Source organism: Micromonospora sp. NPDC049801 (assembly GCF_040656575.1).
Lineage (GTDB): Bacteria > Actinomycetota > Actinomycetes > Mycobacteriales > Micromonosporaceae > Micromonospora.
In genome coordinates, this window is the sequence record NZ_JBFAMS010000002.1 from 269,993 (window position 1) to 294,941 (window position 24,949).

Here is a 24,949-nt window from a genome sequence, read left to right on the forward strand (position 1 = left end):
GGGGTTTTTCAGGTCGTCCACCCGTTCGGGGGGACGACGACAGCACCACCGCACGTCGGTGCGGGCGTAAGGGAACAGAGGTCGGAATGACGGCGACAATCAAGATCGGACCGCACGCGGTCGGTGCCGGGGAGCGGCCCTTCGTGGTCGCCGAGATGTCCGGTAACCACAACGGCGACCTGGACCGGGCGCTGGCCATCGTGGACGCGGTCGCCGAGAGCGGCGCGCACGCGCTCAAGCTGCAGACGTACCGGCCGGACACGATCACGATCGACGTCGACACCCCGGCCTTCCGCATCTCCGGCGGACACGAGCTGTGGGGCGGGGAGAACCTGTACCGCCTCTACGAGCGGGCGCACACCCCGTACGAGTGGCACGCCCCGATCTTCGCGCGGGCCCGCGCGCGCGGGCTGACGGTCTTCTCGTCACCGTTCGACGCGACCGCCGTGGCGCTGTTGGAGTCGTTGGACGCCCCGGCGTACAAGATCGCGTCCTCGGAGCTGGTGGACCTGCCGCTGATCCGCTTGGTGGCCAGCACCGGCAAGCCGATGGTGATCTCGACCGGGATGGCGACGGTCGCCGAGATCGACGCCGCCGTACGGACCGCGCGCGACGGCGGCGCGGCGGGCATCGTCCTGCTGGCCTGCACCGCGTCCTACCCGGCACCCCCCGCCGACAGCAACCTGCGCCGCCTGCCGGTGCTGGCCGGCGCGTTCGACGTGCCGGTCGGGCTCTCCGACCACACGCCCGGTATCGGCGTGGCGGTCGCCTCGGTGGCGCTGGGCGCCTGCTTCATCGAGAAGCACGTGACCCTGGACCGGGCCGATGGCGGCGTGGACTCGGACTTCTCGCTGAACCCGGCGGAGTTGACCGCGCTCGTCGAGGAGTCGGGCCGCGCCTACGCGGCGCTGGGCGGCACCGCGATCGGCCCGACGCCGGCCGAGCGGGAAGGGCTACGGTTCCGCCGTTCGCTGTTCGTGGTCGAGGACGTCCGGGCCGGCGACCCGGTGACGGCACAGAACGTCCGGTCGATCCGCCCAGCCGGCGGCCTGGCCCCGATCGAGATCGACAGGGTGTTGGGCCGCACCTTCACCACCGACGTCCCGCGCGGCACCCCGCTGAGCTGGGACCTGATCTGACCGCTGTGCGGCCGGGTGCCCCGCCGCGCCGGTAGCGGCGCCGCGGGGTGCCCGGCTCTGCGGCTGGCAGTGCCCTGTGCGCCTCCTGTCGAGCTGCCCCGAAAATGGGGCGCGTGCCGTGGGTGCCATCCCGCCCCACCGATGGGGCAGCTCGACAGGAGGCGCCCGACAACAGCGGCACCCCGCCGTCAGTCGCGGCCGGTCAGCCCCGCGCCCTGCTCGGGGGCGAAGCCGACGGTGACCACCAGGTCGGCGACCCGCAGGGTGCTCCAGAGGATGGCGACGTTCACCGGAGTGCCCAGCCCGTGCCGACGCCACCAGGTCGCGATCGGCACGTCGACCAACTTGCAGCAGCACTCGGCCCGGGTCCACCGGGCCCAGAAGTCAGCGGTGCCGAAGTGGCGGGCCAGTGCCGGGGGCACCGGGGCGTTCGCGCGCTCCGCGTCGACGGCCACTCGCCAACCCGGCACCGGCGGGCCGTACCAGCCGACGCAGCGCCCGTCGTCGAGGTGACTGCGGGTCGTCGCCGAGGCCAGGTCGGCGGGCGTACCGATGCGTAGGTGCCGTTCGGCGGCGGCGAGCAGTCCCGGCACCGGGCGCAGGTCAGATGGAGGCGGCACCGTCCACCACGATGACCTGGCCGTTGATGTTGGTGTGCTCGCGCAGCAGCATCCGCACCACCGGTACGACCTCCTCCGGCTCGGTCAGGTGGCCGGTCGGGGTACGGCGCACGATCTGGTCGAGCTGGGTCGGGCCGAGCACGGCGGACATCTCCGAGGCGAAGAAGCCGGGCGCGACCGCGTTGACCAGCATCCGGCCGCCGAGTTCCCGGGCGAGCGAGCGGGTGGCGGCGTCCATGCCGCCCTTGGTGGCCGAGTACGCGACCAGACCCGGGAAGCCACGCTGCGCGCAGATCGAGGTGATGTTGACGACGCGGCCCCGCAGCCCCTTGCCGAGCATCCGACGGATCACCAGCCGGGTCAGTTGCAGCGGCGCGGTCAGGTTGGTCTCGATGATCCGGGCGATGTCGTCGGTCGCGGTGTGCACGTGCAGGGAGTCCTGCCCGACGGCGGCGTTGTTGACGATGCCGTCGATCGGGCCGAGGCGCTGCTCCACCTCGCGGACGAAGCCCTGCGCGGCGCGCAGATCGGTGACGTCGACCGAACCGACGTGCACCCGGTCGGGGTGCTCGGCGGCGAGCTTCTCCAGCTCGGGGGTGACGGTACGGGCGAACGCGGCCACCCGTACGCCCGCGTCGAGCAGGTCGGTGACGATGGCCAGGCCCAGCCCCCGGGAACCGCCGGAGACGAGGACCACGGAGCTGGGGGGAACGAGCTTGGTGTCGGCGGGGTCAGACATCGCTCTTCAGGGTCTCCTTGACGGGAATCTCGGTCAGCACACGGATCCGGCGGGGCACGGCGTGCTCGGGCAGCCGGTCGGCGCACCAGCGGACCAGCGCGGCCTCGTCGGGCAGCGGGGCGTCCGCGTGCTCGGCGGGTGCGAGGACCACCTCGGCGACGACCATCCGACCGAGCACCGGGGCGCGGCGGCCGGTGACGCGGGCCCAGGCCACACCAGGATGCTGGGTCAGCACGCCACGGACCACACCGGCGGAGACCTTGCTCCCACCCACGTTGATCTCGTCGGTGTCCAAGCGACCTGTGATCAGCACCCGCCCGTCGACCACCTGCACCCGATCCCCGGTGCGGACCGGGCCGGAGAGCCCGACCCCGTGGTACGGGGAGGTGACGACCAGTTCGTCGTCGCGTACCGACAGGGTGGGTCGGCCCTCGGTTTCCCGGTCCAGCCACTCGGCGGGGAACCCGGCCCGCCCGTCGTGCACCACGATGGACGCGCCGACCTCCGAGGACGCGTAGATCCAGGAGATCCGCGCGGCGGGGAAGACCTCGCGCAGCTGGTCCAGGATCGCCTGGTCCACCGGCTCGCCGCCGAGGGTGATCTGACGCAGCGGCACCCGGGCCAGCGCGGCGGCGTCCCGGTAGAGGGTGCGCCGCCAGAAGGTGGGCGTGCCGGACGCGGCGTCGACCCCGTGCGCGGCGGCGACCGCCGGCCAGTCGTCCAGTTCGTCCGGCTCGATGACCACCAGGTGCTGACCGGGCTGGGTCAGCGACAGGGTCACGACCTGCCACCAGGCGTACGTGCCGGGGGCGTAGGGGCACAGCCAGGTCCGGTCCGGCTGGTCGGCCCGCACGGTGGTCAACGTGTCGAGGGTGTGCCCGACCCGCTTGGGACGGCCCGTCGACCCGGACGTCAGCAGCCACAGCCGGCCGGGTTCGGCGACGCGCGATCGGGCGGGCGCGCTGGGGTGCGCGCCGTCGTCGTCGAGGAGGGTCACGGTGAAGCCGGCGTCGTCCAGCTCCGCGCGCATCGTCGCGTCCACCCGACTCGCGGTGCTGAGCAGCAGCTCGGTGCCGTGCACGGCGTGCTGTCGCGCGGCGGCGAGCGCGTGCCGGGCGGAGTGCGCCAGCACCGCGGCGGGGTCGGGCAGCTCCGGCGTCGGCAACGTCCGCCAGGTCAGCGCGGCGCCGCCCACGACGAGCCGGTTGTCGACGCCGGCCGGTTCCCGACCCGCGGTGGCCGGGTGGGGGGTCGCGACGGTCACTGCTGCGAAAGCTCGACGAGGAAGTCGAGGACGTCGCCGACGGTGGCGATGCGGCGCAGGCCGGGAGCGTCGAAGTTGAGCTCCTCCCCCGTCTCGTCCTCCACGCGCAGGGCCAGCTCGGAGAAGTCCAGCGAGCGGAAACCGATGTCCCGCAGCTGCGCCGCGTCGTCGGCGGGCAGCTCCTTGTCCTGGTTCTTGAGCACCTGCGCCATGAGGTCGCGGATCTGCGCGCGACTCAATTCGTTCATGCGCCGGAGTCTACAACCCAGCGAATGGATAACTGCTTTCCCGGTAGGCCCGGGTAAGGTGCTCCGACCGGATGTGTTCAGACAGGAAAGCGGGAGCACGTGCTACGCGAAGCGACGGCGGACGACGTTCATCTGATGTTGTCCTGGCGTAATCAGGAAACCAACCGTCAGGTCAGCAAGACCAGCCACGAGATCACCGCCGAGGAGCACGCCCGGTGGTGGTCGGCGGTGCGCGACGACCCGACGCGGCGCGTCCTGACGTACGTCCACGACGACCGACCCTGCGGTGTCGTCACCTTCTTCGACCTGCGGCTGGACGCCCCGCGAACCGGGGCGTGGGGCTTCTACCTGGACGCCGACGGGCTGGCCGGGCGGGGCGAGACGCTGCCGGCCTGGCTGGGGGTGATGCGGGAGGCCGTGGAGTACGCCTTCGACGGGTTGCACCTGACTCGGCTCGACGGCGAGGTGCTGGCGCACAACACCGTCGTGCGGCAGATGAACCGACGTTTTCGATTCGTCGAGGGCACGCCACGGCAGGAACTGTCCGACGGGCGGGAAATCACCGTCATTCCGATTTCCCTGGCGCGTGAGGATCGTCGCCAACGGTGATTGCCGCCGGCATTTCCGCAATGGCGGTAAAGCGTTAGGCACCCGTACGCCCGGTGGACATCCACCGTTCACCGGAACGCGGTGACCACCGGGCGGTAATGGGCTCGGAATCAGGCGCGCCGCCAGGCGGCCCAGTGCTGCCGTTCGTTGCCGCCGAGCCGGACGAAGCCGTACCTCGCGCCGTCCCAGTCGTCCGGCTGGCCGGGCGCCCAGCGGGCGAACACCACCTGCGCGGCGGCGGGCGGCTGTTCGCGGAACCACCGCACGTCGGTCCAGGTGACCTGGTGACTGAGGTTGAACCGCAGGATGTAGTGCACACCGGTGGAGGCCCAGACCCGCTCGCCGGGGCGTACGCCGACGTCGGCGACCCGGGGGGTCGGCGCGGTGCTCGCGGCCATCGGCCGCACCAGCCGTTGGTCGATCACCTGCATGGTGAGCAGGTTGACCACGACCAGGACGCCGAGCACGGGCAGCCGCAGCCGGGGCACCCGGACCGCGGCCACCAGCAGCACGCACGCGCCGATGCCGATCAGCGACCCGAGCACCGGACGCATCTCGCGCCAACCGTTGGTCAACGCCATCAGGTCCGGCGCGCCGAAGCCGCCGTAGCGCAGCGAGTGCCCTCGGCTGGCCACGTACGCGAGGCGACCGGCGACCAGCGCGCCGCCGGCGACCAGCAGGCCCACCGCGACCGCCGCCCGGCGCAGCGCCACCCGGCGCTCCTCGGTGAGCAGCACCCCGAGCCCGACCAGCAGCCAGAACGGGGCGAGCATCTGCACGTAGCGGCCGTAGATCGCGTCCAACGGCTTGCCGGTGATGCCGGCCAGGAGCACCGACGCGCCGCTGGCGACCCCGACGCTCACGACCAGCGCCACCCCCATCGTCCAGCGGGTGGCGTCACCGTGGCGCGGACGCCACAGCTCCTTGACGGCGGCGGCCCAGGCGATCCCGGCCAGTCCGAACGTGATCACCACGAGGTACCAGAGCTGGGTGGTGACGGCCGCCCCGACGCGGACCACCCCCTGGGCGGAGGCGACGGCGGCGACCGTGCCGCCCCCGGGGGTGCTGCCCAGCAGGTAGACCTTGTCCCCGAGGAAGCGGATGCCGGCCTCGTTGACCAGCGCCAGGGCCAGCACCGGCAGCAGCGCCGCGAGCACCGCGACGGGGGTGATCCGGCGGCGCACGAACAGCAGCAGGACCAGGCCGGCGTGCACGGCCACGATCACCAGACCGCGCGAGTGCAGCAGGTGGAACGACCCCACCAGCAGGCCCACGGTGGCCGCGGCGAGCGGCCCGGGGCGTTCGATCCAGCGGTGCACGGCGAGCAGCCAGGCGACCACGAGCGGCGCCATCACCGTGTCGATCATCGCGACGCCGGCGTAGAAGGCGGTGGCCGGCAGCGTGGCCGCCACCACCGCCGCGAGCAGCGCCGACGCGCGGGGCAGCCGGAGCACCCGGCGGCCCAGGAGGTACGCCAGCGGCAGCAGCGTCGAGTTGACCATCGCGTTGATCAGTTGGACGAGACGGTAACTGTCGGCGAAGTCGTGGTGGCCGAGGAACGCGGGCGAGATGAGCATGGGGTATCCGACCCGGCGCAGCAGGTCGTTCTCGCTGCTGAACCCGCCCGGACCGCCGGCGAGGGCGCGGGCGGTGTTCAGATAGCTGTCCTCGTCGGTGTGGGCGATGGGCAGCGCGATGTGCCGCGACAGCCACAGGCGCCAGGCGACGCTCAGCACCCAACCGACGAACAGCAGCAGCGGCACCAGCCATCGGCGTGCGGGTGTCGCGGGCGGTGTCCCGGCCGGGACCGCCGGCCGTTCGATCACGTCGCTGCCGATTGCCATCAACGCCTCCTGAACCGTCGGCCGGACCGGCCGCTGGGCACGCCGGACAGGCTGGTGACGCTCGGGGATGATCCGCTCGCACCGAGGCGGTGCGGATGTCGGGTGAACGCGGCAACCACGACGCGCTCAAGGCTGCCGGGTCGCTCGCGCGGCCACTGTAGCGGCCGGATCTCCCCTGGTCAGCCCGCTTCCCGGCCGGTCGGAAATGTTCGCCTGCACGGTGCCCGCCATTCACGACGGCAGGGGAAGCGGTTAACCCGCGAGCGCCGGTGCGTTAACCCGCCGCCGTTAGCGTCTCACCCCGGTCGGCCGGCCGAGGGCCGCCGGTTCATCCACGATCACGGGAGCACCAAATTGAGTGAGTTGAATGGATCGTCCATTCTGATCACCGGGGGAACGGGTTCCTTCGGCAGGACCTTCCTCCGGCACATCCTCACCGAGGCCGACCCCGCCCGGGTGGTGGTCTTCTCCCGCGACGAGCTCAAGCAGTACGAGTTGCGCCAGCAGCTCGGCGACGACCCGCGCCTGCGCTGGTTCATCGGCGACATCCGGGACCGGCACCGCCTCACGCGGGCGATGCACGGCGTGGACCACGTGGTGCACGCCGCCGCCCTGAAGCAGGTGGACACCGCCGAGTACAACCCGTCGGAGTTCATCGCCACCAACATCACCGGCTCGCAGCACGTGGTCGACGCGGCGATCGAGGCGGGCGTCAAGAAGGTCATCGCGCTCTCGACCGACAAGGCGTCCAGCCCGATCAACCTGTACGGCGCCACCAAGCTGGTCGGCGACAAGCTGTTCGTCTCGGCCAACCACTACGCCGCGCACCACCCGACCCGGTTCTCGGTCGTGCGCTACGGCAACGTGGTCGGCAGCCGTGGTTCGGTCGTCCCGCTGTTCCACCGGCTGGCCGCCGAGGGCAAGAGCCTGCCGATCACCGACAAGCGGATGACCCGCTTCTGGATCACCCTCGAGCAGGCCGTGCAGTTCGTCATGGACTCGTTCGACCAGATGCAGGGTGGCGAGCTGTTCGTGCCCCGGATCCCCAGCATGCGCATCCTCGACCTGGTCGAGGCCGTCGCCCCGGACGCCACCACCCACGAGATCGGCATCCGGCCCGGCGAGAAGCTGCACGAGGAGATGATCGCCCCGGACGACAGCCGGCGGACGCTGCGCGCCAAGGACCGCTACATCGTCCAGCCGACCATCGCCGGTTGGGGCTACCAGCCGCCGGTCGACTGCGAGCCCGTGCCGGACGGCTTCGCCTACCAGTCGGACACGAACGACGAGTGGCTCACCGTCGAGCAGCTACGCGAGATGCTCGGCCTGACCGCATGACAGGGATGCTCCCGTACGGCCGGCAGTCGATCTCCGAGGACGACGTCGCGGCCGTCGCCGGCGTGCTGCGCGGCGACTGGCTCACCACCGGGCCGCAGGTCGACGCGTTCGAGGCCGACCTGGCCCGGGTGACCGGCGCGGCAGGTGTCGCCGCCGTCTCCAACGGCACCGCCGCGCTGCACGTGGCGTACGCGGCGGCCGGTGTCGGACCGGGCGACGAGGTGGTGGTGCCGCCCATGACGTTCGTGGCGACCGCCAGCAGCGCTGTCGCCCTCGGCGCGAAGATCGTGTTCGCGGACGTCGACGAGGAGACCTTCTGCCTCGACCCGGCTGCCGCGGCGGCGGCGGTCACCTCGCGTACCAAGGTGGTTTCCGCCGTCGACTACGCCGGCCACCCGGCCGACTACGACGCGCTGCGCAAGGCCGTCGCGGGCACCGACGCCCTGCTGCTCGCCGACGCGGCGCACTCCATCGGCGGGACGTACCACGCTCGGCCGGTCGGATCACTCGCCGACCTGACCACGTTCTCGTTCTTCCCGACGAAGAACCTCACCACCGCCGAGGGCGGCGGGGTCGCCGCGCTGGATCCGAAGATCCTGGAGCGGGCCCGCCGCTTCCGTGGCGTGGGCATGGTCCGCGAGCGCGACGACCTGCGCCGCCCCGACGAGGGCGGCTGGTTCTACGAGGTCCCCGAGTTCGGGCTGAACTACCGCCTGCCGGACGTGCTCTGTGCGCTGGGCCGCAGCCAACTGCGCCGCCTCGGCGAGTTCGTGGCCCGCCGGGCCGCGCTCGTCGCCCGCTACAACGAGGCGCTCGCCGACCTGGACGGGGTACGCCTGCCCGTCCAGCAGCCGTGGGCCGAGCCGGCCTGGCACCTCTACCCGATCCGGGTGCTCGACGGCCGTCGCCGCGAGGTCTACGACCGGATGCGCGCGGCCGGCATCGGCGTACAGGTCAACTACATCCCGGTGCACTGGCACCCGGCCTTCGCCGACCTGGGTTACCGGCGCGGGTCGTGCCCGGTGGCCGAGTCGTTCTACGCCCAGCAGCTGTCGCTGCCGCTGTACCCGGGACTCAGCGACGCCGACCAGGACCGCGTCATCGACGCGCTGACCGCGATCCTGCGGGGCAGCGCGGTGCGTTCCGCCGCCTGATGGGAAGCTGATGCACCACGCGAACCACTTCTACGGCCACGCCCACGTGCTGGCCCGTTACGCCGGTCTCGGCGACCGGCATCCGCCACGGATCAACGGGTACGTGCAGCACGGCTGGAACATCGGCGACGGCCTGGCGCCGGGTCACCCGTACGCCGACCGCACGCCCAGCCTGCTCTGGTCCGAGCAGACCCGCCGCCGGGCCTGGTCGGTGGGGCGGCGCAACGTCGTCGTGATCGGCGCCCCGTTCACCTACCTGCTGGCGATGCGGCCGGACAACCCGCCGGAGCAGGAGCGGGAGGGCACCATCTGGTACCCGTTCCACGGCTGGGAGGGCCAGCACGTCAAGGGCGACCACCGGGAGCTGATCGCCCGCATCCGCGACACCGAGCCCGGCCCGGTGACCGTCTGCCTGTACTGGCACGAGTACGGCATGCGCCACGTCCGGCGGCTCTACGAGCGCGCCGGGTTCCGGGTGATCTGCCACGGCTACCGGGGACACTGGTGGAAGGACACCGACCCGGAGTTCCTCGACAAGCAACTGACCGAGCTGCGCCGGCACCGCCGGGTAGCATCCAACCGGCTGACCAGCGCGATCTTCTACGGCATCGCGGCCGGCTGCGAACCGGCTGTCTACGGCGACCCGATGATCCTGTCCAACGAGGACCCGACCTTCGGCGGCACCGCCCGCATCCGTCGGCAGTGGCCGGAGCTGCACGGCACCAGGGTCGACCTGCCCACCGCCGTCTCGATCGCCCGCGCGGAGCTGGGCGTCGACCACCGCTGCACCCCGGCCGAGCTACGTGAGCTGCTGGGTTGGGCGAACCTTGGGGAAGAAGAGGACGACAGTGACGACTGAGACCGCACCCGCCGGCCGGATCAGCCTGCCCGGCGGCGAGATGCTGGCCTGGTCCGACCTGCCGAAGGGGCGGTTGGCCGACGGCGGGCCGCTCGCCGCGCTGGCCGCCCGCGTCGTGCCGTCCGGCGCGCGGGTCCTGCTGGCCGGCCCGCACGACCCGGCGCTGCTCGACCGGCTCGCCCACGCCGAGGTGACCTGCCTGCTGCGCAGTCACCCGGACGCGGTGGTGCTCGCCCAGCGGGCCACCCGCGTCATCGTGGGCGGCCCCGCCGGCCTGCCCGACGACGAGACGTACGACGTGGTGATCGCCGCCGCCGGCCTGGACCCGATCGAGTCGGTGGAGGGCACCCGGCTCGGCTGGGACGGCGTGCTGGCCCGGCTGGTCGCGGCGGTACGCCCCGGTGGCGCGCTGCTGCTGCGCCTGGACAACCCGCTCGGGCTGCACCGGCTGGTCGCCACCACCCCCTGGTACGCCGCCCGCGACGACTCCGCCTGGGTCATCGGCGGCGTGCTCGACCCGGCCCACCCCGCCAACCGGGGCCAGCTCCGGCAGCGGATCACCGACAGCGGGCTCCGCCCGAGCGCCTGCTGGGCCGCGTACCCCGATGGCGCGACGGCGACGGCCCTGCTCGACGCCGACCAGCTCGACCACGGCGCGGGCCGCGGGCTGTTCGACGCGGTGCTGCACGGCGCCTGCGCCGGTGCCTTCGCTCCCGCCACGGTGCTCCAGGACCCGGCCCGGCTGGCGGTGGACGCCCTGCACGCCGGGCGGGCCGCGGACCTCGCGCCGGCCTGGCTGCTGCTGGCCCACCGGCCCGGCGGGCCCACGGACTCCCCCGGCGACGCGGAGCTGCCGGTGGCGCTGGTGCAGACCGGCTCGTCCGGCCAGCCCGGGATCGGTGTGCTGGAGGTGCGCGACGGCCCGTCCGGCTGGCGGTGGGGGCACGTCGCCACCGCCGACACGCGCGCGCCGAGCGCGCCGTTCGCCAGCCGCGAGGCCGCGTACCGGGACCCCGACGCGCTGACCGGACCGGTGCCGTCCGGGCGGCTGCTGCACACCCTGCTGCTCGACGCCGCGCTGCGCCGCGACCTGACCACGGTGCGCGCGCTGCTGCACGGGTACGCGGGCTGGCTCGCCGACCAGGCCGACGCCGACGGACGGCTGGCCGGCGCCGCCGCGCTGGCCAGTGCCGACAACATGGTGGTCGACGGGGAACGCTTCGCGGTACTCGACCCGAGCTGGCGGGCGGCCGACCGGCTCCCCGGCGACGTGGTGCTGGCCCGCGGGCTGTGGCGCTTCGCGGCGGCCCTGCTCACCGGCGGGTACGCCCACCCGTGGTCGTCCACCCTCGACGTCGCCGGCCTCACCGTCGTCCTCGGCGGGCTCGCCGGCCACGACCTGGACCGGACGACGGTGGCCGAGGCGGTCCAGGTCGAGGCGGCGATCACGGCCAGCCTGCACGGCCTGGACGCCGAGCACCGCACGGCCCTCGCCACCGACCTGCAGGCGGTCGAACCGACCGACCCGCCGCTCGGCGCGCACAGCTACCAGCAGTTGCGCGAGGCGTGGCTGCGCCAGCGCGAGGAGATCAGTCGGCTGGCGGCCCTCACCAAGTGGACCGACGAGCTGCTCACCTCCCGGGAACGGGCGCTGCGCCGGGCCGAGGCGAAGATCGGCCTGCTCAGCGGGTCCATCAGCTACCGAGTCGGCCGGCTCGCCATCACCCCCGCCCGGCTGGCCAAGCGGGGTGCGCGTGCCGCGAAGCGACGTGCCCGCGCGGCGCTCGCCCCGAAGCAGCTCGTCACGGAGAAGGAGGAGCAGCAGTGACCGACGACGGCGGCGCTCCCGCGACGACGCGGCCCGACCCTGCGGCGCGGCCCGGCCCTGCGGCGCCGCCCGCCACGGCAGCGCGTCCGGATGCGACGGCCGACGCGGGAGCGGCCGCCGGAGCACGGATCGTCGGCATCGTGCAGGCCCGGATGGGCTCGTCCCGGCTGCCCGGCAAGGTGCTGCGCCCGCTCGCCGGGCGGTCCGTGCTCGGCCGCGTCGTCCGCGCCGCCCGCGACAGCGGCGTCCTGGCCGACCTGGTGGTCGCCACGAGCACCGACACGGTCGACGACGCGGTTGTCGACGAGTGCCGGCGACTCGATGTGCCCTGCCATCGCGGCCCCGTCGACGACGTGCTGGGCCGGTTCGTGGGCGCGCTCGCCGCCCACCCGGGCGACGCGGTCATGCGCTTCACCGCCGACTGCCCGCTGCTCGACCCGGAGATCATCACGCTGGTGGCCTCGGTGTACCGGGCCGTACCCGGGTTGGACTACGCGAGCACGTCGATCGCGCGCACCCTGCCCCGAGGGCTGGACGTCGAGATCATCCGCGCGGACGCCCTGCGTACCCTGGACCGGCTCGCCACCGGCCACCACCGGGTCCACGTGACCTCGTACGCGTACACCCATCCGGAGCTGTTCCGGGTGCTCGGGGTCACCCTCACCCCGGACCGTTCGGCGCTGCGGCTGACCCTCGACACCGAGCAGGACTGGGCGCTGGTGAGCGCCGTCGCCGACCACTTCGGCGACGTCAGCGTGCCACTGGCCAAGCTCGCCGACTGGCTCGACGGGCAACCCCGGCTGCGCGCGCTCAACGCCGACGTACGCCAGAAGCGGCTGGAGGAGTCCTGAGCACGCTACGGGTCGGGCTGCGCTGCGACGCCGGGCCACGGCGCGGCGTGGGGCACCTCGTCCGCTGCCTGGCCCTCGCCGAGGAGTTCCTGGCCCGAGGCGCCCACGTCGCGGTGTTCGGCACGGTCGAGCGCGTCGGCTGGGCCAGCGCCGAACTGGCAGCGCGCGGCATCAAGCTGCACCCCGGCCCCGAGTCACCGAGCGAGCTGGTCGAGGCGGCCCGACGACACGACCTCGACGTGGTGGTCCTCGACTCGTACGAACTGGACCCGGCCGCCGCCGGTGCCCTGCGCGCAGCCGGCATCCTCACCCTCGCCGTGATCGACGGGGACAGCCGGGGCCAGGATGCCGACCTCTACCTCGACCAGAACTTCGGGGCGCGGCCTCCGGACCTGCCCGGACGGCTGCTCGCCGGCAGCGGGTACGCCCTGCTGCGCGACTCGGTCGTGACCGCCCGCCCGGCGACGCCCCGGCCCGCCACGACGGTCGGCAGACCACGGGTGCTCGCCTTCTTCGGTGGCACCGACGCGGTCGGCGCGGCACCGGCGCTGACCCGGGTACTGCTGGCCACCGGCCACCCGCTGGACCTCACGGTCGTCGTCGGGCGACCCGAGATCGAGGCCGAGCTGGAGGCGATCAGCCCTGGGCGGGGGCAGGTCGTGCGTCCCGTCCCGCCCACCGGCTCGCTGCCCACCCTGATCACCGAGGCGGACCTCGTGATCAGCGCCGCCGGCACCTCCACCTGGGAACTGTGCTGCCTCGGCGCGCCCGCTGCGCTGGTCTGCGTGGTCGACAACCAGCGCGAGTCGTACACCCGGGTGGTGCGCCACGGCCTGGCCGCCGGCCTCGGCGAACTGCCGGAGTTGACCGCCGCCGGGCTGCCCGGGCGGACCGCCCGCGCGACGGCGGCGCGAACGCTGAACGGGCTGCTCAGCTCGCCGCGACGCCGGGCGGCGCTGGCCGCCCGAGCCTGGGCCGCCGTGGACGGCCAGGGCCGCGCCCGCGTCGTGGACGCCGTGCTGGAGGCCATAACCCCAACCCCCACCAAACCCTGATCGCCGCCCCCACCCCCGCTCCCCACTCCCCGCTCCCGCTCCCCGCTCCCCGCTCTCCGCTCTCCGCTCTCCGCTCCCCGCTCCCCGCGATCTTGCACTTGCTGTGGCGACACAAGGGGCGTCTACTCCCATATCGGCAACCGAAACTGCAAGATCGGCGCGGCGGGGGGCGCGGTGTGGGGGCGCGGCGAGGGGCGCGGTGTGGGGGCGCGGCGAGGGGCGCGGTGTGGGGGCGCGGCGAGGGGCGCGGTGTGGGGGCGCGGTGTGGGGGCGCGGTGTGGGGGCGCGGCGGGGGGTGCGGTGTGGGGGTGCGGTGTGGGGGCGCGGTGTGGGTGGGGGCTGCGGGCGTGCGGCTCGGCACTCGCACGCTTGTACTAACGTGCTGTTAGGGTGGGCTGCATGGAGGTCGTTTACCAGCCGTCGATGCTCGATCTGACCGACGCGGACCCGGCCCTGGGGCCGCTGCCCGGCGCGATCCGGCGGCACGATCTCACCCGGGGCGCCTGGGTCGACCACCTCCCCGGCTGGGTACGCGGCTCCGACGCGGTCCTCGACACCCTGCTCGCCGAGGTGCCCTGGCGCGCGGAGCGCCGGACCATGTACGACAGCGAGGTCGACGTGCCCCGCCTGCTCTGCTGGTACGACGGCGAACGGCAACTGCCGCACCCCGTGCTCACGGCCGCCCGCACCGCCCTGACCCGGCACTACGCACCCGAGCTGGGCGAACCTTTCGTCACCGCCGGCATGTGCCTCTACCGCTCCGGCCGCGACAGCGTCGCCTGGCACGGCGACACCATCGGCCGCTCCGCGCACACGGACACGATCGTCGCGATCGTCTCGTTCGGTTCACCCCGACCGCTGCTGCTACGCCCGCGCGGCGGCGGCGACAGCCTGCGCTTCCCCGTGGGACACGGCGATCTGATCGTCATGGGCGGCTCCTGCCAGCGCACCTGGGAACACGCCATCCCCAAGACCACCCGCCCAGTAGGCCCCAGGGTGAGCGTCCAGTTCCGCCCAATCAACGTCGCCTAACCCGGTCCCTCCCCCACCCCACCCCACCCCTCCCCCACCCCACCCCACCCACCCCCCCTCCCCGCTCCGCCCCGGTGATCAAGAGGTTTGCGTCACGACACGCCGGGAGCGATGACGCAAACCTCTTGATCACCAAGGAGGCAGCGGGGCCGGAGGGCAGAGGGGCCGGGGGGGTGGGGGGGTGGGGGTGGGGGTGGGGAGCGCGGGGTTAGTCGCGTTCGATTAGGTGGCCTACTACCGTTGGGCCGAGCATCACGGCGAAGCCGCTGCCGTCGCGGCGGGGGTCCGCCGCCGGCAGTTCGACCGGCTCGCCGGTGGCGGTCGCGCCGACCGGGCGCGGCCCCACCCAGGCCACGGCGACGTCCGTCTCACCCTTGAGGAACCGGTGGGCACGCACGCCGCCGGTCGCCCGGCCCTTCGCCGGGTACGCCTGAAACGGCGTGACCTTGACCGTCGCTCCGGTGGAGGTGACCACCATCGGCTCGCCGTGACCCGGATCGTCGGTGCGTACCGCGCCGAAGAAGACCACCCGCGCCCCGGCCGGCAGGCTGATGCCGGCCATGCCACCGCCCTTGAGGCCCTGTGGGCGCACCACTGAAGCCGCGAAGCGCAGCAACGACGCCTCCGAGGTCACGAACGTCAGCGTCTCGGTGTTGTCGGTCAGCCAGGTCGCCCCGACCACCTCGTCACCGTCCCGCAGGCCGATCACCTCGAACTCGTCGGACCGCACCGGCCACTCCGGGGCGCAGATCTTGACCACGCCCTGCCGGGTGCCCAGCGCCAGCCCGGCTGAGGCGTCGGCGGCGCCGGCGAGCGGGGCCAGACCGACGACGGTCTCCCCCGCCTCCAGCGGCACCAACTCGGCCGCGGACATGCCGCCGCGCAGCGACACCGTGCCGGCCTGCTCGGGCAGCACCGGTAGCGGCAGTACGTCGATCTTGAAGGCGCGACCCGCGCTGGTGACCAGCAGCACCCGGCCACGGGCCGTGGAGTGCACGATCGCGCGTACCGTGTCGTGCTTGACCCGGCCGTTGCGCCGACGCCCCTCGGCGCTCTCCTCCGACTCGGCCGCGGTCCGGGCGACCAGCCCGGTCGCCGAGAGGATCACCTGGCACGGGTCGTCCGCGACCTCCAGCGGGCCGGCCGGCGCGGACGCCGCCAGCACCTCCTTCAGGTCACCGTCGACAAGGGTCGTACGCCGTTCGGTGCTGAACTGCTTGACCACGGCCGCCAGCTCGTCGGAGACCAGCTTCTTGAGCACCCGCTCATCGTCGAGGATCGTGGACAGCTCGGCGATCTCACCGCGCAGCCGGTCCTGCTCGGCCTCCAGCTCAATCCGGTCGAATTTCGTGAGGCGGCGCAGCGGCGTGTCCAGGATGTAGGTGGCCTGGATGTCGGAGAGGCCGAACTGGCTCATCAGAGCGTCCTTGGCCGCCTGCGCGTCGTCGCTGCCACGGATCAGACGGACCACCCGGTCGATGTCGAGCAGCGCGATCAGCAGACCGTCGACCAGGTGCAGGCGCTCTTCCCGCTTACGGCGGCGGTAGGAGCTGCGCCGGGTGACCACCTCGTACCGGTGGGCGAGGAAGACCTCCAAAAGCGCCTTCAACCCGAGGGTACGGGGCTGACCGTCGACCAGCACGAGGTTGTTGACGCCGAACGACTGCTCCAACGGGGTCAACCGGTACAGGTCGGCGAGGAGCGCCTGCGGGTTGACCCCCACCTTGCACTCGACCACGAGGCGGGTGCCGCTCTCGCGGTCGGTGAGGTCCTTGACGTCCGCGATGCCGGTCAGCCGCTTGGTCTTGGTGACCTCGTTGGTGATCGCCGCGATGACCTTCTCCGCGCCGACGCCGTAGGGCAGCTCGACCACGGTGATGGCCTGGCGGCCCCGGCTGCCCTCGATCGGGCCGATCTCCACCTTGCCGCGCATCCGCACCACGCCGCGCCCGGTCTCGTACGCCCGGCGCACCTCGTCGAGGCCGAGCAGCACGCCACCGGTGGGCAGGTCGGGGCCGGGGACGAACTCCATGAGCTTGTCCAGGGTGGCGTCCGGGTGGTTGATCAGCCAACGGGCCGCGGAGACCACCTCGGCGAGGTTGTGCGGGATCATGTTGGTGGCCATCCCGACCGCGATCCCGGACGCGCCGTTGACCAGCAGGTTCGGGAAGGCCGCCGGCAGCACGGTCGGCTGCGTCAACGACCCGTCGTAGTTGGGCTCGACGTCGACCGTGTCCTCGCCCAGCTCACCGACGAGCAGCATGGCCTCGCGGGACATCCGGGCTTCGGTGTAGCGGCTGGCGGCCGGGCCGTCGTCCGGAGATCCAAAATTTCCATGTCCGTCGATGAGCGGCACGTTGAGCGAGAAGTCCTGCGCCAGGCGGACCATGGCGTCGTAGATCGCCGTGTCGCCGTGCGGATGATACTTTCCCATCGCATCCCCGACAATTCGGGCGGACTTCACGTGCCCTCGGTCGGGGCGGTAGCCCTGCTCGTACATCGACCAGAGGATCCGCCGGTGCACCGGCTTGAGGCCGTCGCGGGCGTCCGGCAGGGCACGGGAGTGGATGACCGAGAAGGCGTACTCCAGGTAGGAGTCGGAGACCTCGGTGACCAGCGGATTGTCGAAGACCCGCGCGCCGGCCTGGTCGAACGAGGAGAGGTCGACCTTGTTGTCCTTGCGGCGTGCCATGACTCAGCTCTCCACTCGAATGAAACGTCGGCTCATGCGTCGATCGCCTCCCGGTCGACCCGGTCGGCGGAGTCGATCAGCCAGTTGCGGCGCGGCTCGACCTTCTCGCCCATCAGCAGTTCGAGGATGCGCTCGGCGGCGTCCACGTCGTCGAGGGTGATCCGGCGGACCGCGCGGGTGGCCGGGTTCATCGTGGTCTCCCACAGCTCGTCGGCGTCCATCTCACCGAGGCCCTTGAAGCGCGGGATGGGCGTGACGATCTGCTTGCCGGCCTTTTCCAGCTTGCGGACCGTCGCCTCCATCTCGGCCTGGGTGTAGGTGTAGACGGTCTGCGGGTTCCGCCCCTTGGTGGTGATCTTGTGCAGGGGCGGCATCGCGGCGTAGAGCCGGCCGGCCTCGATCAACGGCCGCATGTAGCGGGCGAAGAGGGTGATCAGCAGCGTACGGATGTGCGCGCCGTCCACGTCGGCGTCGGCCATGATCAGTACGCGGCCGTAGCGCAGCGCGGACAGGTCGAACGTCCGCCCCGAACCCGCACCGAGCACCTGCACGATCGCCGCGCACTCGGCATTGTCCAGCACCTGCTGCAGGTTGGCCTTCTGCACGTTGAGGATCTTGCCCCGGATCGGCAGCAACGCCTGGTATTCCGACGAACGGGCCATCCGGCTCGTGCCGAGGGCGCTGTCACCCTCCACGATGAACAGCTCGCTACGGTCGATGCCCGTGGCGCGGCAGTCGACCAGCTTCGGCGGCATGGACGCGCCCTCCAGGGCGGTCTTGCGCCGGGCGGCGTCCTTCTGCTGCTTCTGGGTGAGCCGCACCCGCGCCGCGTCGACGATCTTCTGCAGGACGACGCGCGCCTCGGCCTTGGTGCGCCGGTCCTCCAGCCAGGCCTTGACGTGCGCGTCGACGAGGCTCTGGATGACCTTGGTGATGCCGGTGGTCGACAGCTCGTCCTTGGTCTGCGAGGTGAACTGCGGCTCGGGAAGCCGCACGTGCACCACGGCGGTCATCCCCTCCAGGACGTCGTCCAGGGTGGGCGGCTCCTCCTTGGCCTTGAGCAGGCCGCGGGTGTTGCGGACGGCGTCGGCGAGGGTGCGCACCAGGGCCCGCTCGAAGCCCTTGCGGTGGGTGCCGCCGTGGGCGTTGCGGATGGTGTTGGTGAAGCACTCGAGGGTGCGCTCGTAGCCGGTGCCCCAGCGGAACGCCACCTCGACCTCGGCGCGGCGCTGCACGTTGGACTGCATGACGCCGTTGGCGTCGGCGGCGTTCTCCCGGTACGTCCCCTCGCCGTTGACCAGCAGGATGCCGGAGACCGGCCGGTCGCCGGCCGGCGCGAGGAACTCGACCATGTCGCTGAGCCCGTTGGGGTAGTGGAACCGCTCCTCGACGGGCGCCTCACCGGTCAGGTCGCGCAGCAGGTACGTCACGCCGGGGACCAGGAACGCCGTGTTGCGCAGCTTCATCCGGACCGCGTCGACGTCCAGCGCCGCGCCGGTCTCGAAGTAGCGCGCGTCGTGCCACCAGCGGATGGAGGTGCCGGTGCGCTGGCCGCGCTTCATCGCCCCGGTCACCTGGAGCCCCGGTCCGGCGGTGAAGGGCGCGTCCGGCCCGGCGCCGTCGAAGATCCCGGGTACGCCGTGCCGGAACGACATGGCGTGGATCTTGCCGGCGCGGCGGACGGTCACGTCGAACCGACGGGACAGCGCGTTGACCGCCGAGGCGCCAACGCCGTGCAGGCCGCCGGAGGTCTTGTAGCCGGAGCCGCCGAACTTGCCGCCCGCGTGCAGGCGGGTCAGCACCAACTCGACGCCGGAGATGCCGGATTTGGCGTGCACGTCGGTGGGGATGCCCCGGCCGTCGTCGTCGACCTGGACCGAGCCGTCGGGGTGCAGGATCACCTCGACGTTTGTCGCGTGGCCGGCGACGCCCTCGTCAGTGGAGTTGTCGAGGATCTCGTTGACGAGGTGACCCACGCCACGGCTGTCGGTGGAACCGATGTACATGCCGGGCCGCTTACGAACGGCGTCCAGCCCCTCAAGGTGGGTGAGGTCATCGGCCCCGTACAGGGTGTCAGGCTCTGCGGTCAACTGGTCGTACTCCCCGGTCTCGGCGGTGTGGTGCGGCGTCCCAACTGTCGGTCGGCCGGCGCGCGCCGCAGCGAGCCTAGCCCGAGACTGAGACAACTCCCGGAGCACCTACGCGACCCGCCGTGCTCGACCCGACGAACGTGAGCCACCGAACAGCCGCACAGTGAGCAGGGGACCACGCAGAGATACCCACCTCGGTACGATTCCTCACTTGCGGGGACGACGGACGCGGGGAGGCGGCCGGGGTGGACGACACGACACGCGACGCCCTACGGCGCTCGGTCGGTACGGGTGCCCGGCGTTGGCTGCTCGCGGGCACCCTCCTGGCGGGGCTGCTCACCGCCGTGGCCCTCGTCGCGACCGCGGCGCCCGCCGATCGGACGTTCGTCGACCTGTCGGGTGCGGTCCAGAGTCTGCTGTCGGTGGCGACGCCACTGTTCGGCATCCTGCTCGCGCACGATCCGCGCCGGGAGTCCGGCGGTGTCGTCCCGACGGCGCTCGGAGTGCTGCTGCCGGCCGTCGTGATCGGGGTGGCCGGTGTGGTGATCTGCGCCGCGACGCTGGCGCTGAGCCCGGCCGACGGGGCGGCTGACCCGTGGCGGCATGCCGGCACGGTCGCGGTGGGCAGCGTGCTGGTGCAGGTGGTCGCCGGTCTGGTCGGCACCGGGCTCGGTCTGCTGCTGCGCTCGCGGGTGGTCGCGTTCCTCGCCACGATCGTCCTCCCGCTGGGCCTGTTCGGGCTGTTGGACGCCGTCGACGCGCTGCGTCCGGCGCTGCCGTGGCTCACCCCGTTCGGCAGCGTCCGCAACCTGCTCTCCGGGGAGATGAGCGCGCTGCGGTGGGCGCAGTGGCTGTGCGTACTCCTGATCTGGGGTGTTGGTCTGAACGCGCTCGGCGCGGCCGTGCGCGGCCGGCGTCACCCCTGACGTAGTCGACGGTCCGGCGTTCATCCCCCGTCCAGAGTGGGCGCACACCGCTGCGCCGACATCCACGTGTCGATCGTCGAAAGATTCTGTTACGGGCCATTGACGCCCGTTGCACGGGGGTGATCTGATCGCGCTCTCAGAGAATCTTTCATCTTTCGATGGATGGGAGCCCCATGCCCAGGTTCCGCCGCACCGCGCTCGCCGCGGCACTCACGATCGTCACGGCCGCGCTGTCGACCGCCGTCGCGCTGCCCGCCCCCGCGACCGCCGCGCTGCCCACCGCAGCCGTGGCGCTCGGCGACAGCTTCATCAGCGGGGAGGGCGCCGGCGCGTACACGCCGGTGGTCGACGCCAACGGGGTCACCCAGGGCTTCCCCGGCTGGACCGCCCCGAACAACAACGCGTACTTCTGCCACCGGTCGGCCAACGCCTCGCTGAACCAGGCGAACCTGCCGGGCATCCAGAACCGGTTCAACCTGGCCTGCTCCGGCGGCCAGCCGCACGACATCGCGACCGCCTCCCAGGCCCGGACCAACGGCCGTACGGTGGCCGCGCAGCTCGACCAGCTCCGTGCCGTCGCGCAGACCCAGGACATCGACCTGGTGCTGATCGGCCTCGGTTCCAACAACAGCTCGTTCACCTTCGGCAGCGTCGCGGAGACGTGCGCCAACCGGTTCATCGCCGACGCCTGGACCGGCTGGTGGGAGTTCTGGGCGTACCTGAACGGGCCGGTCGAGCAGAAGCCGTGCAGCGACGCCGACCTGGCCACCGCCGCGCAGCTCAGCGCCGCGACCGCGGAGACCACCGCCGCCGTACGCCAGATCCTCACCACCCTCGACCAGGTGGACGCGGACGGACAGCACCGGGTGGTGTTCCAGGACTACACCAACCCGCTGCCGCAGGAGCTGAACGCGGCGTTCCACGAGGAGGACGGCCGCGACGACACCCGGGACAAGTTCCGTGACCTCGGCGCCGAGCGGTACGCGGCCGGCTGCCCGATCCACCGGGCCAGCCTCGCCCCCGGGCACCGCTTCTCGCAGGGACTCGGCGGCATCGTGAAGTCCACTCGGGACACCCTGGCCGCCGAGTTCCCCAACGACGACCTGGTCTACCTGAACGTGCAGCGGGCCTTCGACGGCGCGCGGCTGTGCGAGTCGACGTCCAGCCCGGCCGGCGCGCTGGCCACCCCGATCCGGTTGCAGGACGGCGCCACGGGCACCTTCGTGACGAGCCTCGCCGGTAAGGACAAGATCGCCATCCAGCGGATCGCCAACACCTGCGTCAGCTACTTCCAGACGTGCCAGGAGTCGTGGCACCCCAACGCCACCGGGCACCAGGTGCTCGGCCAGTGCCTCGCCGGCGCCGCCGTCACCGCCGCCCGCGCGGTGTCGTGTGTCCGTGCGAGCAACGGGGCGATCTCGGTCTCCTGACCGGTCTCGCCACCGGAGGCCCCGTCATCCGACGGGGCCTCCGTCGTGTCGGCTCAGTCCTCCTGCTCGACCGGCGTCCGTTCGCCGTCGCGCTCCACCTCGATCGGCGCGTGGTCCTTGCGCGGCGCGACCTCGGCGGTGGTGCGGTGCGGATCGTTGTCCGGGTGCATGAGCACCGCGTCGGTCTTGGGGGTCTTCTCGCGGACCTCGTCCGGCTGCGACATGCCGTTCCCCTCTCCGTCGGCGTCCGCCTGACCTACCCACCGCCGCGCCGACGACTCCTCGGCGAAGACGGTTCGGCCCCCGAAGCCCGAATGTCCCCGTCGCGGGGATCGACCGGCGGACGACGGGGTTAGCCGTCCGGGCGACGGGTAAGCCGCCTCGCCCGACACGGCGGAAGGGGATCACACATGTCCGAACGACACACCGCACTGCGCTCGATGCACGATCTGGGTCTGGCGGCCTGGTTCGGCGGCTCCCTCATGGGTGCCTTCGGCGTCAACGGCGCGGCAGCGAAGATCAACGACTCGACCCAGCGGCTCCCGGTCGCCTCGGCCGGATGGTCCAAGTGGACACCGGTCAACGCGGCCGCGATCGGCGCGCACCTCGCCGGCGCGGTCGGCGAACTGGTCACCGAGAGCCCGCGGGTGGCGGCCCAGCGTGGAGTTGGCCGCGCCAGCGCCATCAAGACGGCGCTGACGATCGGCGCGCTGGCCGTCACCGGCTACAGCCGGTTGGTCGGTATGCGGTTGGAGAAGGCGGGCGGACCGCCGGTGAGCGGCGCCACCGAGCCCAACCACCAGACACCGGCCAGCGTCGCCTCCTCGCAGCGGCAGATGAAGCTGCTCCAGTGGGCGATCCCGGCGCTGACCGGATCGCTGGTCGTGGTCACCGCGTACATGGGTGAGCAGCAGAAGCCCGGTCAGGTGCTGCGGGGCCTGATGAGCCGTGCCGGCGGGATGCGCAGCGCCCCGATGGGCCTGGCCAAGATCGGCATGAGCGTCGGCGGCAAGCGCCAGATGGCGATGGCCGGACGCTGAGCGTCGGGCCGGCCGGGGCCCCGCCGGACCGTCGACGGCGGGACGCCGGCCGGCCCTGCGCCGCGCGGCACTTCGGGGTGGGCACGGGTCGCACCGGCGCCGGCCCACCCCGCGCCCACGCCCGGTGGACAGGACCGGGAGGGGCAACCCGTCCGTCGACAGCGGCGGACCGACCGAAGAGGTGGCCATGACGGCACACGAGGGACGCGGCGGTGACCGGCTCGAACCGGAGGCGACCAACCCGTGGGGAACCAGCGACGGCCTCGACGCCGACGCGCCCTGGGGCGCGGGCGACGACGCCCCGATGGACGAGGGCAGCGAGGAGACGGCGGTGCCCGAGGGGCGGCGCGGTGAACGGCGGGCGGGCTTGCCGGACGGGCAGAGCGGCCCGGCCGGACGGCACGGCTTCGGCTCGGTCGAGCCCACCCGCACCACGATGGCGGGGCCGGGCGCGCCGCCCGATCCCGCGCCCAGCGGACGGACGTTCCCCGACGAGGCGGAGGTCACCGACCGGTCCCAGGACGCGCTGCGCAGCCGGGGTCGCCGCTCCTGAACGCCGGCGCTGCCCGCAGGCCCGGACGGTGGGCACGCGCGAAGGCCGTCGGTCAGCCGCGCGAGGCCGCGACGGCCGGACCGTCGGGCGTCCGACGCGGCCCGACGGGCACCGGTGTGTCGCCGAGCATCGTCTCGGCGAGCAGCTGCGCCAGCCGCGTCGCGTCCCGCTGGGCCTGCCCGGCGCAGCAGTTGTTGAACAGGACGTGCAGGTCGTCGACGTCCTCGGCCAACCCGGCCAGCCGTTCCGCCCAGGCGCGTAGCTCCTGCTCGGCGTACGCGTAGCGGAACTTGTCCTGCTTGTCGCCGTCGCGCCACGCGTCACTGTGGCCGTGGAAACGGACGATCGCCGGCTCAGCCGTCCGCACCAGGATCGGCGGCACCGACGAGGGGTGCCCCTGCGGCATGTCGACGCAGACCAGTGAGAGGTCGTGCGCGCGCAGCAGATCCAGGGTCGCGGTCGTGGCCGCGCCGTCGAACCAGGACCCGTGCCGCAGCTCCACCGCCACCCGCCACGGCCGGCAGCGCTGCGCCAGCTCCACGATGCGCCGCTCGGCGGCGGCGCTTCGGGCCAGCCAGGGCGGAAACTGCAGGAGCACAGTGCCCAACTTGCCGGCGGCCGCGATCGGGGCCAGCGCCGCCCGGAAGCGGGACCACAGCTCCTCGTACGCCTGCTCGGGCAGGTCGCGGCGACGGACCCGGCCGGCGCCGGCGGTCGGCCGCAGGTCGCGTGGCAGCGCGGCGACCGGCGTGGGATGCCCGGTGAAGAGGCTGAACGCCTTGACGTCGAAGGTGAAGTCGTCGGGCGTGGCGTCGACCCAGCCCTGTGTCGTCTCCGGGACCGGGACGGCGTAGTAGGAGGTGTCCACCTCGACGAGCGGGAACCGGCCCGCGTAGAAGGCCAGCCGGCCGGCCGGCGTGTTGGCCGAGCGGGGATACCAGCCCGAGCGCAGCAGCGACTGGTCCGCCCAGGACGACGTGCCCACCTTGATGACACCCATGTCATTCAGTGGACAGTCCCGCACCGCGATCGGCAACCGCTGACGCCCGATGCCCACGTCGTGTCCGACCTGGAAGTGTCGGTGCCCGGTCCTAGGCTGCGGGCCGACGGACTTCGAGGAGAGGGCGACACCATGACCAGCACCGCGCAGCTCACCGGGGAACGGGCCGACCTGTTGCAGACGCTGCGCCGGCACCGGGGCTTCCTCCTGCAGACCGTCGACGGTCTGACCGACGAGCAGGCCGGCACCCGCAGCACCGTGAGCGAGCTCTGCCCCGGCGGGCTGATCAAGCACGTCGCGACCACCGAGGAGCGGTGGATGCTGTTCGCCGTGGGTGGCGCCGAGGAGATGCAGCGGACCGAGATCGACTGGGTCGGCCAGTTCCAGATGTCGCCGGGCGAGACCCTGGCCGGGCTGGTCGAGCGGTTCCAGGCGGTGGCCGCGCACACCGACGAGCTGATCGCCACCCTCGACCTGGACGCGGCGCACCCGCTGCCGCAGGCGCCCTGGTTCGAGCCGGGCGCGAGTTGGACGGTGCGTCGGGTCCTGCTGCACCTGATCGCCGAGACGTCCCAGCACGCCGGGCACGCCGACATCCTGCGGGAGGCGATCGACGGGGCGAAGACCATGGGCTGACC

Annotated in this window: 23 protein-coding genes; 14 read left to right on the forward strand and 9 right to left on the reverse strand. The window is 72.7% G+C overall.

Going from position 1 to position 24,949, the window contains the following annotated elements; all coding sequences use genetic code 11:
• The first annotated feature begins 86 nt into the window (after positions 1-86).
• Positions 87-1,139 carry a pseudaminic acid synthase gene (gene pseI, locus AB0I89_RS04660; protein ID WP_357120106.1) on the forward strand — a complete coding sequence of 351 codons (1,053 nt, stop codon included), beginning with the start codon at positions 87-89 and terminating at the stop codon, positions 1,137-1,139.
• Positions 1,140-1,327: 188 nt separating this feature from the next.
• Here pseI and AB0I89_RS04665 read toward each other — a convergent pair whose 3' ends face one another.
• Genes AB0I89_RS04665 through AB0I89_RS04680 form a run of 4 tightly spaced genes read right to left on the reverse strand, consistent with a single transcriptional unit; the run spans position 1,328 to position 4,010 of the window.
• On the reverse strand, positions 1,328-1,759 hold the full coding sequence (locus AB0I89_RS04665; protein ID WP_357120109.1) for a hypothetical protein: 432 nt from the start codon (positions 1,757-1,759) through the stop codon (positions 1,328-1,330).
• Positions 1,743-2,498, reverse strand: coding sequence for an SDR family NAD(P)-dependent oxidoreductase (locus AB0I89_RS04670; RefSeq protein WP_357120112.1), 756 nt, complete (start codon positions 2,496-2,498; stop codon positions 1,743-1,745). Before AB0I89_RS04670 ends, AB0I89_RS04665 begins: the two co-directional genes overlap by 17 nt.
• Entirely contained in the window at positions 2,491-3,762 is a 1,272-nt protein-coding gene (locus tag AB0I89_RS04675) for an AMP-binding protein (protein ID WP_357120115.1), read from the reverse strand. Before AB0I89_RS04675 ends, AB0I89_RS04670 begins: the two co-directional genes overlap by 8 nt.
• A complete protein-coding gene (locus AB0I89_RS04680; RefSeq protein WP_357120118.1) occupies positions 3,759-4,010 on the reverse strand; it encodes an acyl carrier protein in 252 nt (83 codons plus the stop codon). Before AB0I89_RS04680 ends, AB0I89_RS04675 begins: the two co-directional genes overlap by 4 nt.
• Positions 4,011-4,109: 99 nt before the next feature.
• On the opposite strand from AB0I89_RS04680, the gene AB0I89_RS04685 reads away from it, so the two are divergent.
• Positions 4,110-4,619: a GNAT family N-acetyltransferase gene (locus tag AB0I89_RS04685; RefSeq protein ID WP_355050343.1), complete on the forward strand. Its 510-nt coding sequence runs from the start codon at positions 4,110-4,112 to the stop codon at positions 4,617-4,619.
• Positions 4,620-4,729: 110 nt separating this feature from the next.
• Here the strand turns inward: AB0I89_RS04685 and AB0I89_RS04690 are convergent, their stop codons facing one another.
• Positions 4,730-6,463, reverse strand: coding sequence for a hypothetical protein (locus AB0I89_RS04690; protein ID WP_357120121.1), 1,734 nt, complete (start codon positions 6,461-6,463; stop codon positions 4,730-4,732).
• A 354-nt stretch (positions 6,464-6,817) separates the two neighbouring features.
• Between AB0I89_RS04690 and pseB the strand changes: the two genes are divergently transcribed.
• From pseB to AB0I89_RS04725, 7 genes are all read left to right on the forward strand, one after another.
• Positions 6,818-7,801, forward strand: a complete 984-nt coding sequence (pseB, locus tag AB0I89_RS04695; RefSeq protein WP_357120124.1) for a UDP-N-acetylglucosamine 4,6-dehydratase (inverting) — start codon at positions 6,818-6,820, stop codon at positions 7,799-7,801.
• Positions 7,798-8,955 carry an aminotransferase class I/II-fold pyridoxal phosphate-dependent enzyme gene (locus AB0I89_RS04700; RefSeq protein ID WP_357120127.1) on the forward strand — a complete coding sequence of 386 codons (1,158 nt, stop codon included), beginning with the start codon at positions 7,798-7,800 and terminating at the stop codon, positions 8,953-8,955. Before pseB ends, AB0I89_RS04700 begins: the two co-directional genes overlap by 4 nt.
• 10 nt (positions 8,956-8,965) lie before the next feature.
• Positions 8,966-9,814, forward strand: a complete 849-nt coding sequence (locus AB0I89_RS04705) for a hypothetical protein (protein WP_357120130.1) — start codon at positions 8,966-8,968, stop codon at positions 9,812-9,814.
• Entirely contained in the window at positions 9,804-11,642 is a 1,839-nt protein-coding gene (locus AB0I89_RS04710) for a class I SAM-dependent methyltransferase (RefSeq protein ID WP_357120133.1), read from the forward strand. The genes AB0I89_RS04705 and AB0I89_RS04710 overlap by 11 nt, the downstream gene beginning before the upstream one ends.
• A gap of 128 nt (positions 11,643-11,770) precedes the next feature.
• Positions 11,771-12,493, forward strand: a complete 723-nt coding sequence (locus AB0I89_RS04715; protein ID WP_357120790.1) for a glycosyltransferase family protein — start codon at positions 11,771-11,773, stop codon at positions 12,491-12,493.
• Positions 12,490-13,548, forward strand: a complete 1,059-nt coding sequence (locus AB0I89_RS04720) for a spore coat protein (RefSeq protein WP_357120793.1) — start codon at positions 12,490-12,492, stop codon at positions 13,546-13,548. The genes AB0I89_RS04715 and AB0I89_RS04720 overlap by 4 nt, the downstream gene beginning before the upstream one ends.
• A gap of 399 nt (positions 13,549-13,947) precedes the next feature.
• A complete protein-coding gene (locus AB0I89_RS04725) occupies positions 13,948-14,580 on the forward strand; it encodes an alpha-ketoglutarate-dependent dioxygenase AlkB (RefSeq protein ID WP_357120136.1) in 633 nt (210 codons plus the stop codon).
• 208 nt (positions 14,581-14,788) lie between these two features.
• On the opposite strand, the gene AB0I89_RS04730 is transcribed toward AB0I89_RS04725, so the two are convergent.
• Both AB0I89_RS04730 and AB0I89_RS04735 read right to left on the reverse strand, forming a co-directional pair.
• Positions 14,789-17,272, reverse strand: coding sequence for a DNA topoisomerase IV subunit A (locus AB0I89_RS04730; protein ID WP_357120139.1), 2,484 nt, complete (start codon positions 17,270-17,272; stop codon positions 14,789-14,791).
• Between the two features lie 32 nt (positions 17,273-17,304).
• Positions 17,305-19,362: a DNA topoisomerase IV subunit B gene (locus tag AB0I89_RS04735; RefSeq protein WP_357120142.1), complete on the reverse strand. Its 2,058-nt coding sequence runs from the start codon at positions 19,360-19,362 to the stop codon at positions 17,305-17,307.
• 245 nt (positions 19,363-19,607) lie between these two features.
• Between AB0I89_RS04735 and AB0I89_RS04740 the strand changes: the two genes are divergently transcribed.
• Positions 19,608-20,288: a hypothetical protein gene (locus tag AB0I89_RS04740; protein WP_357120145.1), complete on the forward strand. Its 681-nt coding sequence runs from the start codon at positions 19,608-19,610 to the stop codon at positions 20,286-20,288.
• A gap of 173 nt (positions 20,289-20,461) precedes the next feature.
• Positions 20,462-21,718: a hypothetical protein gene (locus AB0I89_RS04745; protein WP_357120148.1), complete on the forward strand. Its 1,257-nt coding sequence runs from the start codon at positions 20,462-20,464 to the stop codon at positions 21,716-21,718.
• A gap of 53 nt (positions 21,719-21,771) precedes the next feature.
• Here the strand turns inward: AB0I89_RS04745 and AB0I89_RS04750 are convergent, their stop codons facing one another.
• Positions 21,772-21,942, reverse strand: a complete 171-nt coding sequence (locus AB0I89_RS04750) for a hypothetical protein (RefSeq protein ID WP_355050353.1) — start codon at positions 21,940-21,942, stop codon at positions 21,772-21,774.
• A 186-nt stretch (positions 21,943-22,128) separates the two neighbouring features.
• On the opposite strand from AB0I89_RS04750, the gene AB0I89_RS04755 reads away from it, so the two are divergent.
• Entirely contained in the window at positions 22,129-22,758 is a 630-nt protein-coding gene (locus AB0I89_RS04755) for a hypothetical protein (protein ID WP_357120151.1), read from the forward strand.
• A 187-nt stretch (positions 22,759-22,945) separates the two neighbouring features.
• The gene (locus AB0I89_RS04760; protein WP_357120154.1) at positions 22,946-23,311 is read left to right on the forward strand and encodes a hypothetical protein; all 366 of its coding nucleotides are present in this window, start codon (positions 22,946-22,948) and stop codon (positions 23,309-23,311) included.
• A 52-nt stretch (positions 23,312-23,363) separates the two neighbouring features.
• Here AB0I89_RS04760 and AB0I89_RS04765 read toward each other — a convergent pair whose 3' ends face one another.
• The gene (locus AB0I89_RS04765; protein WP_357120157.1) at positions 23,364-24,311 is read right to left on the reverse strand and encodes a DUF72 domain-containing protein; all 948 of its coding nucleotides are present in this window, start codon (positions 24,309-24,311) and stop codon (positions 23,364-23,366) included.
• Between the two features lie 132 nt (positions 24,312-24,443).
• Here AB0I89_RS04765 and AB0I89_RS04770 point away from each other — a divergent pair, with 132 nt between their 5' ends.
• Positions 24,444-24,947: a DinB family protein gene (locus tag AB0I89_RS04770; RefSeq protein ID WP_357120160.1), complete on the forward strand. Its 504-nt coding sequence runs from the start codon at positions 24,444-24,446 to the stop codon at positions 24,945-24,947.
• Positions 24,948-24,949: the final 2 nt, after the last annotated feature.

Coding starts and splice junctions, on each gene's coding strand:
- pseI (WP_357120106.1), top strand. CDS start 87: ATGACGGCGACAATCAAGATCGGACCGCACGCGGTCGGTGCCGGGGAG.
- AB0I89_RS04670 (WP_357120112.1), bottom strand. CDS start 2,498: ATGTCTGACCCCGCCGACACCAAGCTCGTTCCCCCCAGCTCCGTGGTC.
- AB0I89_RS04725 (WP_357120136.1), top strand. CDS start 13,948: ATGGAGGTCGTTTACCAGCCGTCGATGCTCGATCTGACCGACGCGGAC.
- AB0I89_RS04680 (WP_357120118.1), bottom strand. CDS start 4,010: ATGAACGAATTGAGTCGCGCGCAGATCCGCGACCTCATGGCGCAGGTG.
- AB0I89_RS04705 (WP_357120130.1), top strand. CDS start 8,966: ATGCACCACGCGAACCACTTCTACGGCCACGCCCACGTGCTGGCCCGT.
- AB0I89_RS04760 (WP_357120154.1), top strand. CDS start 22,946: ATGACGGCACACGAGGGACGCGGCGGTGACCGGCTCGAACCGGAGGCG.
- AB0I89_RS04700 (WP_357120127.1), top strand. CDS start 7,798: ATGACAGGGATGCTCCCGTACGGCCGGCAGTCGATCTCCGAGGACGAC.
- AB0I89_RS04750 (WP_355050353.1), bottom strand. CDS start 21,942: ATGTCGCAGCCGGACGAGGTCCGCGAGAAGACCCCCAAGACCGACGCG.
- AB0I89_RS04770 (WP_357120160.1), top strand. CDS start 24,444: ATGACCAGCACCGCGCAGCTCACCGGGGAACGGGCCGACCTGTTGCAG.
- AB0I89_RS04690 (WP_357120121.1), bottom strand. CDS start 6,463: ATGGCAATCGGCAGCGACGTGATCGAACGGCCGGCGGTCCCGGCCGGG.
- AB0I89_RS04755 (WP_357120151.1), top strand. CDS start 22,129: ATGTCCGAACGACACACCGCACTGCGCTCGATGCACGATCTGGGTCTG.
- AB0I89_RS04730 (WP_357120139.1), bottom strand. CDS start 17,272: ATGGCACGCCGCAAGGACAACAAGGTCGACCTCTCCTCGTTCGACCAG.
- AB0I89_RS04765 (WP_357120157.1), bottom strand. CDS start 24,311: ATGGGTGTCATCAAGGTGGGCACGTCGTCCTGGGCGGACCAGTCGCTG.
- AB0I89_RS04745 (WP_357120148.1), top strand. CDS start 20,462: ATGCCCAGGTTCCGCCGCACCGCGCTCGCCGCGGCACTCACGATCGTC.